Origin of the sequence: Kitasatospora purpeofusca (assembly GCF_042691725.1) — a bacterium.
Taxonomy (GTDB): Bacteria; Actinomycetota; Actinomycetes; order Streptomycetales; family Streptomycetaceae; genus Kitasatospora; species Kitasatospora purpeofusca_B.
The window spans coordinates 83,550-98,897 of sequence record NZ_CP170484.1; the positions used below are offsets into that span (position 1 = coordinate 83,550).

The 15,348-nt window shown below is 69.5% G+C and carries 9 protein-coding genes, 1 pseudogene and 1 CRISPR repeat array; of the genes and pseudogenes, 5 read left to right on the forward strand and 5 right to left on the reverse strand.

The features are described 5' to 3' along the window. Positions 1–108: 108 nt before the first annotated feature. The 3 genes and pseudogenes from ACFCLZ_RS38425 to ACFCLZ_RS38435 all read left to right on the forward strand — a co-directional run. Complete coding sequence (locus ACFCLZ_RS38425; protein WP_380286453.1) at positions 109–1,830, forward strand: GAF domain-containing protein; 1,722 nt, start codon at positions 109–111, stop codon at positions 1,828–1,830. Between the two features lie 43 nt (positions 1,831–1,873). Then, the gene (locus tag ACFCLZ_RS38430; protein ID WP_380286454.1) at positions 1,874–2,032 is read left to right on the forward strand and encodes a hypothetical protein; all 159 of its coding nucleotides are present in this window, start codon (positions 1,874–1,876) and stop codon (positions 2,030–2,032) included. Between the two features lie 43 nt (positions 2,033–2,075). Further along, positions 2,076–2,344: direct repeats of the CRISPR family, unit length 25 nt; unit sequence GGCTGACCCCCGCCTGCGCGGGGAG. Between the two features lie 15 nt (positions 2,345–2,359). Further along, positions 2,360–2,487: pseudogene (locus ACFCLZ_RS38435) on the forward strand (ATP-binding protein); the annotation flags it as partial. A gap of 2 nt (positions 2,488–2,489) precedes the next feature. On the opposite strand, the gene ACFCLZ_RS38440 reads toward ACFCLZ_RS38435, so the two are convergent. The 3 genes from ACFCLZ_RS38440 to ACFCLZ_RS38450 form a co-directional block, all read right to left on the reverse strand. Continuing rightward, positions 2,490–2,822, reverse strand: coding sequence for a hypothetical protein (locus tag ACFCLZ_RS38440; protein ID WP_380286455.1), 333 nt, complete (start codon positions 2,820–2,822; stop codon positions 2,490–2,492). 350 nt (positions 2,823–3,172) lie between these two features. Further along, a complete protein-coding gene (locus tag ACFCLZ_RS38445; RefSeq protein WP_380286456.1) occupies positions 3,173–3,493 on the reverse strand; it encodes a hypothetical protein in 321 nt (106 codons plus the stop codon). Between the two features lie 747 nt (positions 3,494–4,240). Next, a complete protein-coding gene (locus ACFCLZ_RS38450; protein ID WP_380286457.1) occupies positions 4,241–4,891 on the reverse strand; it encodes a hypothetical protein in 651 nt (216 codons plus the stop codon). Positions 4,892–5,222: 331 nt separating this feature from the next. Between ACFCLZ_RS38450 and ACFCLZ_RS38455 the strand changes: the two genes are divergently transcribed. Together ACFCLZ_RS38455 and ACFCLZ_RS38460 are read left to right on the forward strand one after the other, a co-directional pair. Then, a complete protein-coding gene (locus tag ACFCLZ_RS38455; RefSeq protein ID WP_073810252.1) occupies positions 5,223–5,771 on the forward strand; it encodes a SigE family RNA polymerase sigma factor in 549 nt (182 codons plus the stop codon). Further along, positions 5,768–6,346, forward strand: coding sequence for a PASTA domain-containing protein (locus tag ACFCLZ_RS38460; RefSeq protein WP_380286458.1), 579 nt, complete (start codon positions 5,768–5,770; stop codon positions 6,344–6,346). The genes ACFCLZ_RS38455 and ACFCLZ_RS38460 overlap by 4 nt, the downstream gene beginning before the upstream one ends. Before the next feature lie 300 nt (positions 6,347–6,646). On the opposite strand, the gene ACFCLZ_RS38465 is transcribed toward ACFCLZ_RS38460, so the two are convergent. Both ACFCLZ_RS38465 and ACFCLZ_RS38470 read right to left on the reverse strand, forming a co-directional pair. Next, complete coding sequence (locus tag ACFCLZ_RS38465) at positions 6,647–6,979, reverse strand: hypothetical protein (RefSeq protein ID WP_380286459.1); 333 nt, start codon at positions 6,977–6,979, stop codon at positions 6,647–6,649. Positions 6,980–7,002: 23 nt separating this feature from the next. Beyond that, complete coding sequence (locus ACFCLZ_RS38470; RefSeq protein ID WP_380286460.1) at positions 7,003–15,276, reverse strand: DNRLRE domain-containing protein; 8,274 nt, start codon at positions 15,274–15,276, stop codon at positions 7,003–7,005. Positions 15,277–15,348 lie beyond the last annotated feature (72 nt).

The following is a 15,348-nucleotide window of genomic DNA, read 5'->3' on the forward strand; positions in this document are numbered from 1 at the left end:
GCGACGGCTTGGCCCCGTCGCCTACGCTTCCGTCAGACACTGATGTTGCGCCAGCCGCAACAGTTGCCAATCGACAGCAACAGCAAAGACACCTGATGGGGAAGTAGAGTGCTGGAGAAACGAGCCGAGCAGCTACCTGAACTCGACGAGCCAGCAGTCGAAGAGTTCACGGACTTCCTTAACCAGGTCTTCGCCACCCTGGCCACGTCCCTCACCCGATACGCCGCCCGTGTCAAGCGGGACAAGGGCTCGGTCTCCCGGTACCTCAACGGCCGGCGCATCGCACCCGAAGACTTCGTCGACGAACTTCTGAGTCAGGTGGCTGAGCTCACCGGCAACCCGGTCACCGACGAGGTCCGCCTCCGGGCGCACCAACTCCGGCTGGAGGCGTTGCGCGTCCGCAACCCCTCTCAACACGAGCTCGAACATCTTCGTGAGAGCCTTGGTGCAGCCGAACGCGAACTCCATCTCGCCAGTGTCCGCGAACGGGCCTTGCTCAAGGCCGTCGTGGCGGCTGAGGGACGAGCCAACCAGGCCGAGCAACGGTACCGCCAGCTGGAAAGCGACTGGGCCACCATCCGCTATTCGTCGGGCTCGACGGAACTCGACGTCTATACCCAGCCTGAAGGGGCCGAAGAGCTTCAGGGCGAGATCCGCAGCCTCAAGGCCGAGCTCGAAGCACTACGAATCGAGCTGTCGCGCGCTCAGGCCATGAAGCACGAGGCAGAAGAACAGTGCGTCCAGTTGGAGGGCCGCCTGCTTGCAGCCGAGGCCACCTTGCAGACCGAGCGTGCCCGCACCCACGAGCAGAACACGGGCGCCCCGGAAGAGCCAGCGCAGCCGGGGAGCCCCCGCATGGACGCCGAGTCGGAGCCGTACATCCGTCTCGCGACCCTCCGCACCTTCCACCGGATCGTGGCGGACCTCAACGCTGCCCGCAGCCTGGCGGGCACGCTGCAGGCCGTGGTCGAGGGCGCGGTGCACGGACTCGGTTTTGACACCGCCACGGTCAGCCTGGTGCGGCCGGACGGCGACCTCGTGGTGGCGGCCGTCTGGGAGCTGGAGGAGAGCACCATGTTCGGCCCCTCCGTCCTGCTCGGCCAGGTCGGCTCCCGCGAGTCCTGGGACCGGCTGCTCGGCGTGAGCGACCACTGGGGCACCCTGCGCTTCCTCCCTCACGACCGGGAACCGGCGATCACCGCTGAACTCCCGATCCACAGGGCCTTCGGCCCGCTGCCCCTCCACACCAACGACTGGCACCCACAAGACTTCCTCTGTGCCCCGCTGTACAGCGCCGGCGGCGACCTGCTCGGCGTGCTCTCGCCGTATCGCCCGCGCAGCGGCAAACGGCCCGGCGCCTGGACCCGCGAGGCCCTGGAGATGTTCTCCCTCCAAGCCGCCGTCGCGATCGGCAACTCCCGGTTGCTCGCCGAGATGCAACGCGCGCTCGCCCGCCTGGAGAAGGAGCAGCAGGCGCTGCGCGCCAGCGAGGAGAGCTTCCGCCAGACCTTCGAGCACGCCCCCAGCGGGATAGCCGTCACCGAACTGCACGGCGCCGATCGCGGCCAGCTGACCCGGGTCAACGACGCGCTCTGTCGCCTGCTCGGCCGCCCCCGGGCGGTGCTGCGCCAGCAGAGCTTCGCCGACCTCGTCCACCCCGACGACCAGGCGTTGCTGGAACGTGCCAACACCGAGGGCGGCTCCGTACAATTGCGGCTCGCTCTCCGGGACCGTGGCCACCAGCTGGTCTACCTACGCAACTCCATCCTTGCTGACCCCGATGGAACGATGTTCTGTATCACCACGGTCGACCCTGTCAACACCGCATGAATCCGCAGCACACCATCCCGAACCACATCCGACGCCCCTCATCATGCACGCCAGAGGGGCCATCACCTGCGTGGCGGGCCCCTCGCAGCCGTCCTCGCCGCTGCAGCACATGGCCAGCATCCACTACCACCGTCGTGGCGATGGCGGCATCTCACAGCGCCGCCCCTGGAAGCCCGCGAAGAAGAACGGGAAGAAGTGGTGAGATGACGTACGACAGGGAACCGGTGCAATCGGTTGCCTTCCCGTGCCGACCCCCGCCTGCGCGGGGAGAACGTGGCTGTGCGAGTCGGCTGGAATGGATGACCCGGCTGACCCCCGCCTGCGCGGGGAGGACACCCACTCCTGCAGGAACAAGCTCTTGCCGGCTGGCTGACCCCCGCCTGCGCGGGGAGAACGACCAGATCATGCCGATCTCGTCGAGCTCCGTCGGCTGACCCCCGCCTGCGCGGGGAAGATGGGCTGTAGCCGCGGGCGCCGCGCTCGCCGTCCGGCTGACTCCCGCCTGCGCGGGGAGGGCATCTCCTCTGGCGACGTGGTCGCGGCCGCGATGATCGACCGCCTGTCCACCACGCCGAGGTCCTCACTCTGACCGGTGGTTCCTACCGCACCCGCCAGCGGCGCGAGCTCCTGGCGAAGGACCGGGCTGGACGGGACTGACGCTAGTCGATGCTGAAATCCTCGGCGACGATCTCCACCTCGCTCGGACCGGTGATGGTCAGCCACTTCAGCACGGAGCGGTTGTTGTGATGGCGCAGAAGGTGGTGGGCCTCGACCGGCCATGGGCCGTCCTGAGGCAGTTCCCGCACGGCGACCTGGTCCACGAAATCGCTATCCGGGCTTCCGAAGTCGGTCCTGGCATGCACGATTCGAGCAAGGCGGAGGGTCACGCTGGCGTCCTCCGAACTCAGCACGACAACAGCCTCGTTGGGCTGCAGATCGGTGCGCAGGACAATCGCCGTCAACCAGTGGCCGCGCAAGTGCTCAAGACTCACGGCCGCACACTACCCCGGGAGAGTCCCAACACAACCACCCCACGAGACCGCCTGCGCGGGGAAGACCTCACCTCGGTCGCCACCGACGCGGCCGCCGCCGGCTGACCCCCGCGCCTGCGGGGAGGACATGGACCGCGCGCAGAAGCAGGCCTACCTCTACGGCTGACCCCCGCGGGTGCGGGGAGGACCTTCTCGACCTGCATCCTTCCGGCGGCTTTGCTGTTCCTTGACTGACCCGTCAAGACCTTCCGGCGGGCCTGGCCTGGTGTGGTGTCAAGGAACTCCGCTCATCGTCGCAGATGCCGACGTTGCGGCCCTCATGAGCCAGGACCTCGTGTAGTGGCCACACATCACATGTCGTAAAGCTCACCTTCCTCACCCTGGACCCGGGCATTCAGCGTCTTCGCCAGCCGGCACATGACCGTGACCATCTCATCCGTCGGGTTCTTGGCCTTGATCCGCCCAGCCAGCCACCACAACGGGTGGCCAGACGACTCCCCGCTCTCCCGCAGGACGAACTCGGCGACCCCCTCCGAGCTGCCTACAGGAAGCGGGACCACCACGAGGCCTGGCTCTGCGGCTACCGCCGCTCCCCACTCCGCCGCACTGATTTCCTCACCCGCTTCGTCCCACCAATACTCACGCCGCGTGATGTGCAGGTCGTAGCCCATGGCCGCCCAGCGTAGACGGACACGCAGCACCGCGGCTCCACGTCGAACCAGGTTCCGGATTCGCTGGCCACCGACTTACCCCCGCGCCTGCGGGGAGGACGAGACGTGGATGCCGGCGTTGGTGCCGTCCAGCGGCTGACCCCCGCGCCTGCGGGGAGGACGAGCGGTGAGCGGGGATCATCGAGCGGGTCAGCGGCTGACCCCCGCGCCTACGGGGAGGACTCGAAGGGCTCGCGGCTGGCAGCAAGGGCCCGCGGCTGACCCCCGCGCCTGCGGGGAGGACGAGGAGGAACTGGAGGACCTGGCGACGGAGTACGGCTGACCCCCGCGCTTGCGGGGAGGACCGTCCCCCGGCCGTGCTGCTTCTCGACCAGACCGGCTGACCCCCACGCCTGTGGGGAGGACAACTGATCGAGCCGGGTCTCGTGCTGCTCGACCGGCTGACCCCCGCGCCTGCGGGGAGGACCTCTGCGCGAACCCGCGCCTGCGCAACGGGACGGCTGACCCCCACGCCTGCGGGGAGGACTTTGCAACCTGCCCCGTTTCGCCGGCTTTGCCATTTCTTGACCGGCCTGCCAGGGAGGGGCATCCGGGCTGGCCTGTTGAGGTGTCAAGGAGCAGCGCTCATCGTGGCAGACGTTGGTGGGGCCGTGCTGCGGTTTCGTGGTCGGCGATGTGGAGGGGGTGGTCGTCAAGGAGCGGTGTTCATTGTGGCGGACGGGGTTGGTCTGTCGGGTTTGCGGGGCGTCACTGTTTGGTGTGTGGCCGGGTGAGCTCGGATGCGATCTTGGTCTGCATCTGGCCGAGGAGGTGGAGGGCCCGTGCTCGTGTCGGTGCGGTGCGTGCTGTGCCTGTCCAGTAGGAGTCGGTGAGGTCCTCGGTCGCGGTCAGGATGCGGTTGTCGTCCTGGGTGGCGAGCACGAGGACGAAGCGCGCGTAGTCGCCGATATCGGTGCCTGGGGGGTGTTCGCGGGTGAGGGGCTGCAGGCGCGGGGTGAGGGCGGGCAGGGTGCGGTCGGTGGGGAAGACGACGGCGAGGCTGGCGAGGGCCAGGCGGACCGCGGGGCATTCGGCCGACCAACGGGTCAGCAGATCCGGGGTGTGTCCCTGGACCGCGTTGCGGGCCCGGGTTTCGCTGTCGGGGTCGGCGTGTTGAGGGACGGCCGGCCAGGTCTCGGCGAGGTGGCGTTCGGCGACGGTCGCGGTCTTCAACAGCAGGCTGACGGCTTCGAACCGGTGCCGGGCGGGGATCCGGTCGTCGACGGCGAGGACCGCGAGCAGGGCGAGGCCGTCCGCGGTGTCGGGCCGGCAGGTGTCCTGGTGGAGGATCTCGTTGTAGAAGTCACCGAGGAACCTCCGGTCGTCCCAACAGGGATCGGCCTCGGCATCGAACAGCATCACCGCCTGGGGCGGCCTGCGGCCCGGCGGCAGGCGATCGGCGATGACATCCCGGAACAGTCGCCGAACGGGAGGCCCGGAAGCAGTCACGTCATGCCGGGGCCGCTCGGGGTCGACGTGTGCATTCATGGTCGACGCAGCCTACGCCTGGTGGACCCCGGCTACCCCCGCGCTCGCAGGGAAGACCGGGCGGCAGCGGCGCGAGGTCCTGGGACACCCTTCCGTCCCGGCTGTGATTCACGTCACTGCCGGCGGCTCGGTGCAGCACCCGGCCCCGTTCCGCCGTCATGGGGGCAGTGATCGGGACGGGACGAGGAGAGGAGGTCGGCGGGTGAGGTTTCGCAGGAGCGGTCCGGGCAACGGATTCACGGAGTTCGTCGCACAGCGGTCGGGAGCGTTGTTCCGCACCGCGTATGCGCTGACCGGTGACGTGCACGTGGCCGAGGATCTGGTGCAGGAGACGCTGGAGCGGGCGTGCCGACAGTGGCGGAAGGTCGCGGTGGCGGACTCGCCGGAGGCGTACGTGCGCAAAGTGCTGGTCAACCTGGCCAACGACCGCTGGCGGCGGCTGTCGCGCCGGGGCGAGCGCCCCGGGCTGTCGGGGGTGCCCGAGACGGCCGACCCCCGGGACCGGTTCGGGCAGGTGGATCTGCGCGCGGAACTGATCGAGGCACTGCTCGGGCTGCCGATGGGCATGCGCAGCGTGGTGGTCCTGTACTACCTGCACGATCTGGACGCCCGGCAGGTCGCCGACGTCCTGGACATCTCTTCGAGTGCGGTGAGGTCCCAGCTCGCCCGTGGCCTGGCCAAGCTGCGCGATTCCGTATCGGGCGCCCAGGCGCCGCACACGCCGTCGGCCGCTTTCGGAGGTACGAAGTGAGGAACACGTCGTCCGGACCGGCCCCGTTCGAGCCGGGCCTCGAAGCCGAGCTGCGTGCCGCGGTGGCCTCCTTCGCCGACGGGCCGACGGCGCCGGTCGTCGACGCGGCCGCGATCGAGCGAGCCGTCAGCCGCAGCCGCACCCGCCGGGCGCTCCTCGGCACCGCTGCGGCGTGCTGCGTGCTGGCGTGCGCCACGGTGGGGTTCTTTGTGCTGAAGCCCGTGTCGCCCGCGCCCGGCGCCTCCCCGTCCCTGTCCCCACCGGCGAACGGGGTGTGCACCCCGCTCGCCACCGGCACCCCCAAGAGCGGAAGCGCCGATGCGACTCCGACACAGGAGCAGGAGCAGACCGCGGGAGCGGGCATCGCGCTGCCGGACCTGGCCGGCATGCCGGTCGAACAGGCCGGAAGCCTGCTGCGCGGACTCGGACTGAGCTGCACGATCATGCGTCACACGGACTGGAACGTTCCCGCCGGGCAGGTGATCAGCAGTCAGCCCCGGGGCGGCGCAGAACCGGTGGCACCGGGCTCGTCCGTCCTCCTGCTGGTCTCGACGGGCAAACCCGGCGGAACCTGAGCGACCGGGCCCTTCGGCCCGCGCACCGGCCGAGTGACCCAGGGGCCGGGACCAGGCGGACTTCGGCACGCTGTCACACACGGAAACGATCTCCACCAGTCTGGGAAGCGACCTTCACCAGGGTGTAGTCGGTCCAGGTCATCCCCACTCGTGAACAGCCCTTGTAGATGTCCGCGCTGGTCGGCTGACCCCCGCGCTCGCGGGGAGGACGACCTCGTCGGAGTCGTCCCTGTTGGCTCCTGCTTCCCCGCGCGAGGTCGGGGAAGCAGGAGCCGGTTGCCACTCAGGGCCTTCGTCGGGTTAGTCTCCGATGAAGGCCACGACCGATCCCGGTCGTTCTGTGCACCGCTCAAGGAGACGCGCCAGTTCCTCGCAGAACATGCGCTCGCTCCAGGCTTCCGCCCCGAGTCGGGTCACTTCTGACAGGGCGATGGTCGCCTGCCCGCTGTCCAGGATGGTGTCCCCGTAAGGGTCCACCGCGGACAGAACCGGGTAGCTCTCGGCGTCGAGTGTGGGGAGCAGGTCCGCGAGGAGGTCGTCCTCATCGGTCACCGCTCCCAGCAGCGTCCGCCGGGACGCGTGCCAGTCGGGCAGGTCAGGGACACGCGAGTGCCACTCGACGTCCACACCCATGGAATTCCTCCTTCGGTCCATGATCAGCGCATGGGGTAGGCGGTGACTACCCGGCCGTCCTCGCCGACGACCACCTTGACACGGGTTTCACCACGGGTGCCCACCGTACGGTTGAAGGGGTGAATATGAATATGGCCGGGCCTTCCCCCCGTGTTCGGCTGGGCCTTCGACTTCTTGATCGTCTGCCGAATCAGCCGCTTCACCTTGCGCGGGTTCTGCGATTCGAACTTGGACTTGCCCCTGAAGGTGGTCCTGGAGACGTGCCGCGGGTAGATGTGCATGTCGTACACATGCTTGGTGATGGCCGCAGTCGAGCAGTTGTGAACGACCACGTCGTCGTCGGCCGCGAGCACCGTGTAGGTGTGCCGGTTGCCGACGTTCAGGTTGAAGACGAGTTGGTCCGATACCTCGCCGAGGTCGTCGACCTCGGTCACGACCGGGGTACTGCCGTCCGGAGACCACAGGCGATCGCCGGGGCGTACATCGACCGCGTCGACCCAACCTCGGTCGGTCACCCACATGGGGTGTCCGGCAGTAGCCCGGAGCGGGGCTTCGTCGGAACCGGAGCCAGTGAAGATGTCGACCAGGTGCTTTGACCCGTAACCGACGATGGCGTCGAGAACGGGCTCGGCCAGGGTCTCCCCCGTCTCCGGGTCAGTCGCGGCCACCAGATCACCTGGCCGGATCTCGCTGATCGCCCGGTACTGGCCGTCAGCCATCAGGACCAGAGTGTCCGGCGCGAAGGAGTTAGGGCAGGCGCTGGGGGTGCGCCGAACGGCCGTGCGCGCGACCGCCGCCACCTTGCCGACCCGGGCGGCGGCGCGGGTCGACTTGACTGCAACCGCTGCCGCCTTGACGACGGGCCCCGCGCCGACGGTCTGTGCAACAGCCGTCACTGCCATCTCGGCGGCCTTCTCCCAGTTGCCGACGGCGGCGTAGGACACCGAGGAGACGGCGGCCGCGACGGCGCCGATGGGGCCGGGGATGTACGACGCCACTTCGGCGACCTTGGCGACGACTTCGACGGTCTTCTTGAGCCACTTGGGCATTCCCCAGTTGCCGTCGAGGTCGGTGCAGTTGACGGGGTCGCCGGTGCAGTAGTCGTACGGGCCGGCGTTGCCGCCGGGGATCGGGTCGATCTGCAGGAAGCGGCCCAGGGCGGGGCTGTAGAGGCGGGCGCCCATGATGATGTCGCCGTCCTGGGCTTCGGCGGAGCGCTGCTTGCCACCGAGCCAGCCGTAGCGAACATTCGCCTGGCCGTCCTGGGGGATGCCGAACTCGTCGAAGTCCAGCACGACCGGCTTGGTCAGCGCGGTGTCGGTCGTGATGACCACCGAGCCGAACAGGTTGGTGAGCTGGAGCTGGACGTCACCGGTCCTGCTGGTAGTGGCCACCAGGTCGGCGTCCGGGCCCGAGACGTTTCGGGTCAGGGTGCCCTGGGTGGTGTCCTCGACGGTCCAGCGGACCTTGTCACCGTCGTCGCCGTAGTGGTTCAGCTTGGAGGTGGCGTTGGCCCAGGAGCCGTCGGCCTGCTTCTTGCTGGTGGTGAACGCGGTCAGGCGGTGGGCGGCGTCGAGGGCCCACTCCTGCTTGGTGTCTCCCTTCTCCTGGGCGGCGACGCGGTCGTTCGCCCAGTAGGTGTTGGTCGTGCCGGTCGCGGTGGTCACCGTGCGCCCGAAGGCGTCGTAGGAGAAGCCCGCGTCGGTGAGCCGGTCGGCGCTGTCGTAAGTGTGGTTCTCCGCCGTGGCTCCGGCCGTGCTGCACTCGCCCGACGCGCCCTTGGGGGAGGTCTGCTTGGACAGGCGGTTGGAGTGGTTGTCGAAGGCGTACTGGCGGGTGACGCAGCCAGTGGTGACCGTGGACTGCTCGGCCTTCACCAGCCGGCCGAGCCGGTCGTACTGGTAGGAGCGGGTGGCGGTGGAACTGGTGTCCTTCGCCACCTGGCCCTGAGTGGAGATGTCAGCGGTCTGCGCCCAGATCACCTTGTTGTCGGAGGTGCGGGTGTAGGTGCGGCTGGTGGCCTCACCGACGGCATTGGTGGTGTCCTTGCGGACGATCCCGCCCGGGTAGGTCTGCTCGACCAGCTGGCCGTCCGGACCGTACTTCGCCGTGAACTCACCGGCGACGCTGTCGTTGACGGAGGTGACCAGCCCGCGCGGCTCCTTCGCACGGTCGTAGGTGTAGGTGGTGAACCCGGTCGGGTCCGTGACCTTCACGGGCTTGCCGAACTTGTCGAACTCCGAGGTGGTGGTACCGCCGTCGGCATCCGTGTAGGAGATCAGCCGGCCGAGCTGGTCGATCACCCGGGTCAGCGCCTTGCCGCCGGCGGTCGTCCTGACGCTGTCGCCGGTGGCCGGGTCGTACTCGGTGGTGACCTTCGGCAGCGCCTTGCCCGCGTCCGAGGTGATCTCGGTGGAGGTGATCCGGTCCGAGCCGTCGTAGGTGGTGACGGTCTTGCGGGACTTGCCGGCGTTGGTCTCGGTGGTCTCCTCCGGCTCGCCGAACGGCGAGTAGCGGGTGACCCGCTTGACCGGCAGCGTGGTCGGCATCCGCGTCGCGTCCGCACCGGTGATCGCACCGCCCGGCCCGGTCACGCAGGGCAGGCCCGCCCACTCCGGACGGTTGGCGCACGCGGTGTCGTCCGGGTTGGCGCCGGCGGTGTAGAACACCGACTTCACCGTCCCGGCGTCCGAACCGGTGGAGCCCGGCTTACGCGACTCCAACGCGTGTCCGGAGGCGTCGTACTTGACCATGGATGTCAGATTGGCGCCCAGCGCGTCCGTGGTGACCGAGGTCGCCACCTTCAGCGTCCAGCCAGATGTGCCGCCGATCGGGGTGCCGTAGCCGTTCTTGGTGACGCGCAGTTCGGCGTCGTCGGCGTAGCCGTCGATGCGGGCGCCGTCGGTCTGGGTGGTGACGAGGTGGTAGGCCTGGCCGTCGGGCTTGCCTTCGTCGTAGGTGTTGGTGTTGTGGTCGCGTGCCACCACCGGGGTGCCGGCCGGGAGGGTCGGGTTGACGGTGGTCTTGGTCAGGGTGACGGTGTCCAGGCCGGCGTGGTAGCGCTCGCCTGTGCTGGCGGTGTTGGTGCCGGTGACGGTGACCGTCAGCTGGTGGTCGCCGCGGGCGAGGTGGATCGACTGGCCGACGGTGTAGGGGGCGATGGAGCCTGCGGGGTTGGCGTTGTAGGTGTCGATCGGCTGGCCGAGGTTCTGGCCGTTGATCGCGAACTGGACGATGCCGTTGTCGTTGGCCTTGGTCAGCTGGCCGGAGAGCAGGTAGTCGCCCTCCTCGGGCACGCTGACCCGCATGGTGTCGGACGCGCCGGGCTGGGTGCCGGCGAGGCTGAGCTGTGCTCCGCCGGACCAGATCAGGGCGCCGTTGTTGTTGACCACTCGCACCGGTGCGTTGGCGCCGAGCTGCGGGAGCTTCTCGGCTTCCGAGGTGACGGTGACGGGGCTGGTCTGGCCGTTGACCTGCTCGGCGAGCGAGGCGCGGTAGACGGGGCCGAGGGTTTCGACGACGTCGAGGCCGTCCGGCGTGTAGACCGTGCGGGAGTCGAGCAGGCGCGCCCTGGACGCGGAGTCCGCGGGCAGGTTCAGTTCGGCGGCGAACCGGTCCGCGTCGGGGTGGGTGCCGAGCGCGATCGCGCGGTTGGTGGCCTGCAGGGTGCGGACGGCGTGGCCGTAGCGGTCGTACTCGGTGGTGTCGATGTCACCACCGGGGGTGATGGACGGGCTGGCGGTGTTGACCTCGTTGCCGGAGGCGTTGAGGTAGTGGACGGCGGCCGGCTTGTAGCCGTCCTTGCCCGGCTTGACGGCGGTGGCGGTGTTGGTGCCCGGGTCGTCCTCGGGACCGAAGACGGCGGTGGCGTCGGTGGGGGCGTCCGTCTGCGCCCACTTGGCGACGTCGACGCCGCCCAGGTCGTACGGCCCGCCGGCCGAACCGCCGACCAGCGGCACGTCGTAGACCACGTTGGTCGCGGTCTCGCCGTTGACCTGGTCCTTGCTGCCCTGGGTGAGAGCGGCGCGGCGCACCTTCAGCAGGCGTCCCGGGTCCTGGTCGGTCGCGGCCTTGCCGTAGTCGAAGTTCCACGGCAGCTCGCCCGCGGAACCGATCTTGGTGACCCGTCCCGCGTCGTCGTAGCCGTACGTGGTCTTCAGCGGCTGGGCCAGGCGCGGGTCCCAGACCTGGACCAGGCGGCCCTTGTCGTCGTAGGCATAGTGCGTGACCTCGACGGCCTCCTGCTTGGAGGTCGCCGGGTTCCATGACCACACCTTGACCCCGCGGACACGGTCCAGGAAGTCTCCGGGCGTCGCCGCGGTCGCGGTGGTGGCCTTGGCGTAGTCGTACTCCATGACCTCGCAGCCGCGCGGCAGCGGGTTGACGGAGCAGTGGTTGACGTCGTCGACGCCCGGCTCGACCGGCGGGATGACGCGCTTGACGAGCGAGCGGCCCTCCGAGGTGTCGTACTGGTACCGGGTGGCCGAGGCCGCCTCGGGACCGCTGTCGCTGACGACCTGGTAGATGTTCGACCCGGCCTGGCGGGCGAAGACGGTCTTCGACCCGTCCAGCTCGCTCAGCTCGTAGGTGGTGGCGTTGCTCTGGACGTCCCACACCTGGTTGGGCCCGGCCCAGCAGACCCAGACGGTGGCGCCGCCGTTGTCGTCCAGGCACTTGCCGGAGTAGCGGTTGACCAGGATGCCGTTGGAGTGCACCTCCCACTGCTGGTTGTCGTTGCCGCTGCAGCTCCACAGCATCAGCCGGGTGCCGTCGCCCAGCTGGCCCCACGGGTTGTCCAGGCAGTAGCCGAGCAGGCGCAGCGTCAGGTCTTCGCCGCGGGTCCATTGCTGGTTGGCGGCGCCGGTGCAGGGTGCGGTTTGGAGGTTGGCGCCGTTGGCGGCGGCGCCGCCGGCTACCTCCAGGCATCGGCCGGTGGTGGTGAGGACGATCGCGCCGCTGGTGGCGGGTACGGCCTTGAGGGTGAGGGATTCGGCGCCGGGTTCGGGGAAGAGGGTGCCGTCGGTGCCCTTGGCGAAGGTGAGGGCGGTGTCGTCGTTGCCCTTGATCTCGACCAGGTCGGACTGCGGGAAGGACAGCGAGCGGTAGTCGGATCCGGTGCCGGCGTCGGGGCCGCCGGCCCATTGCGGGCCGAACGGTGCGACGATCTCCTTGAGGGACAGGTCGTCGAAGTAGACCTGCTTGCCCGCTGCGGAGAAGCCGTTGTACAGGCGGAACCAGGCTCCGGTGGCGCCGGTGGGGATGGTCAGGTCGACGCTCAGCTGCTGCCAGCCGTCGGTGAAGCCGGCCTTGTCGGAGGTGGCGTAGGTGTAGGCGGCCGGGGTCCTGACGAGGCCGACGAGCCGCAGCCCGCGGTCGCCGAGGTCCGGGTTCAGGCCGGTGGAGCCCGGTACGTAGATCCAGCCGGTCAGGCGGTAGGTCCGCCCCGGTGTCATGCCCTGGCCGAAGCCGTACTCAGGGCCGATGGCGGCGAAGGACTCCTGGCCGCCGTTCGCCGTGACGAGGATCGAGTCGGTCGAGCTGTCGTGGCCGCGTGCAGTGGAGCGCGACAGTGCCGCCAGTCCGGGGGTGAAGCCGTTGGTGTCGGTGGCGACCTGGCGCTGGTTGGCCGTCAGACGCTCGCCCTGGGGCTGCCAGCCGCGGTCCGTACCCCGGGAGGAGGAGGTGCGGGCCACTGACATGCCGAACTCGTTGGCGTCGGTGACGTCGGTGGAGTAGTCGCCGGTGAGCAGGTTCACCGAGCCGGGGCCGATGCCGGCTCCGGCGGCGCCGTCGGCGTTGCGGTCGACGGTGATGGTGTTCCAGACGGTGGCGTAGCCGGTGCCGGAGCCGTCCTCGGGGAAGAGCTTGGCGCGGATCTGGACGACGCCGCCGATGTTGCCGAGGGTGTCCAGGACGTTCCAGTTGGCGTGCGGGCCGAGGTCCGCGAGGCGCGGCTTGTCCTCGGTGACCGCCGTGTTGTCGGCCTTGGTCAGGTTCACCCGCGGGACGGCGTACTCGGTGGCGCCGGGGCCGCGGCGGTACTCGTAGACCACGCGCTTGAACTGGGACTGCGCGTCCACGGCCAGCTTGACGCGCTTGGCCGCCTGGGTGCCGTCGACCGGCGAGCCGAGGCCGGCCTTGCCGACCAGGAAGACGTACGGCGCCGCGGGCGGGGAGAGGTTCCCCGCGCGGTCCTTGGCCTGCACGCTGAGCACGTGCCGGCCTTCGGTGGTCGGGGTGATGCTCGTGGTGATCGCCGCGGTGGCGGGCAGGGTGACTGGTGAGGCGCCGTTGAGTGTGTAGACGTAGGCGGTCAGGTCGTTGGTGCCGGCGGCCGGGGTGAAGGTGAAGGAACCCGGCTGGTTGGCGGCGCCGTGCCACACGTCTCCGGGCGGGTAGTCGGCGGAGGTGACGGTGGGCGCACCGGGCTTGACGGTGTCGGCGATGAGCGGTGTGGTCACCCAGTTCGAGCGGGACTTGCCGTCGTCGAGCACCGCCGCGATCGTGTACTGCACGCCTTCGTCGAGCCTGGCGATGCCGTAGTCGGACGCGCGGACGGTCGCGATCGCGCCGTTGGGGGTGTCCCTGGCGATGCTGCCGAGGAAGCTTCCGCCGCGCCACAGGTCGAAGTAGACCTTGACCTGGTCCCCGTCGGCGTCGGCCGCCTGCACCTGGAAGCGCGGGTTGGCGTCCGGGGTGTACCTCGGCGTTCCCGGCTGCGACGGCTGCACCTCGACCGTGGCCGGGGTGGTCGGCACGGTGTTGTAGGTGATCGAGATGTAGGGCGGGAACTGGCCCTCCGCGGAGTCGAACTTCTTCCAGGACAGCGGACTGTTCTCGTCCGCCGCCTTCAGGGCGAAGCCGTAGGTGCCGTTGTTGTGCGCGGCGTAGAAGCGCACCATCTCGGTGACGTCGGCCTTCGCCCATGCCGAGCCGTCGTCGGCGGTGCAGTGGTGGGTGTCACTGTCGTCGACGTCGTAGGTGTCGTCGGACGTCGCCCACTTGGTCTCCAGCGCGGGCTGGTTGTTCCAGCGCGTCCACGACTCGGCGCCCCGCGAGTTCCAGACCTCCCACTGCTTCGCGATGCAGGAGGAGGAGTGGAAATTGTAGAGGTTGAGCGTGGCGCCGAGGATCTGCCTGCCGTTGAGGTCGGCGCCCGGGATCGTCAGGAACGAACGGGCCTTGACCGTGCCGTCGTAGCTGCCGAGCTTGAGGAGGTCGGCGGACGAGTTGTCGCTGTCCTCGTTGGTCTGGACGTAGGTGTCGTAGACCGTGCCGACGTCGACCACCGGGTCGATGGTGACCGGGAACTGGGTCTTCTCGTCGGCCAGGAACCCGGCGTCCGGGGTGAACACCAGTTCGGTGTCCGCGCCCTGGCCGCGCACCTCCATGGTCACGGGCGCCCGGTTCAGGTGCTCCTGCGAGGCCTGGTCGACCGCGGCGTCCCACATGACCGGCTTCGGGATCTTGACGGCCGGCTTGCCGGTGGCCTTGTCCAGCAGCTGGATCGAACCGTCCTGCTGCACGGCGAGGTCGAGGCCGGTGGTGTCGATCGGGATCGTGACCACGCCGGCCTGCGGCACGGCGGAGCGGTCCTTCACGATCAGGAACTGCTCGAAACCGGTCCGGGTCGCCTTGAGCAACAGGTCCACACCCGGGCGGGCATCGACGTACGTCGCCTTGTTGCCCTCCAGCTTCGGCGCGGGCAGCTTGCCCAGCCAACCGAAGGAGACCTGCTGGTCCCCCGTACCGATCGTGGCGAGTGGGCGCTCGACGGGCGTCGGTCCGACCGGGTTGGCCAAAGGGCTCGCCGGGGCCGGGGGCTGGCCGGCCTCCGGGGTGGCGGGGGCCGTCTTGGCAGCGGCGGTCCCGGGGGGTGTCGGCAGGCTGTCGCCGACCGTCACTCCGGCGTCGCCACCCTCGAAGACCAGGCCCTCCGGGTGCGCCTTCGGCGAGACCTTGCCGTCCGACGTCTGTACCAGTGTGGTGTCGACCGGCACCCAGGCGTCGCCGACCTTCATGCGGAGCGGACCGGTGGCCCGCTCCGAGGTCAGCGTCCCGTCAGGGTTCGCCCACAGGGTGGTGAACTCGGTCCGGGCGTTGGTGACCTCGATCCGGCGGCCCTGGAGGCGGGCCGCGAGCAGGGCGGACGCCTCGTCGGCCGCCTCGGCCGAGGGGGACGGAGTGGCGGGAGGAGTATTCGGCGCGGCCTCGGCCGGAGCCGCCGCCAGCGTGTCCAACGCGACACCCGTCTGCACCAGCAGACCGAGTGTCAGGACGCCCGATATCCGGCGCATCCAGCGCGATGAAAAAGCCCCGCCCGCGAACGCGGACGAGGCCCTGGAGTGTAGTGACATCGGCCCTTCCGA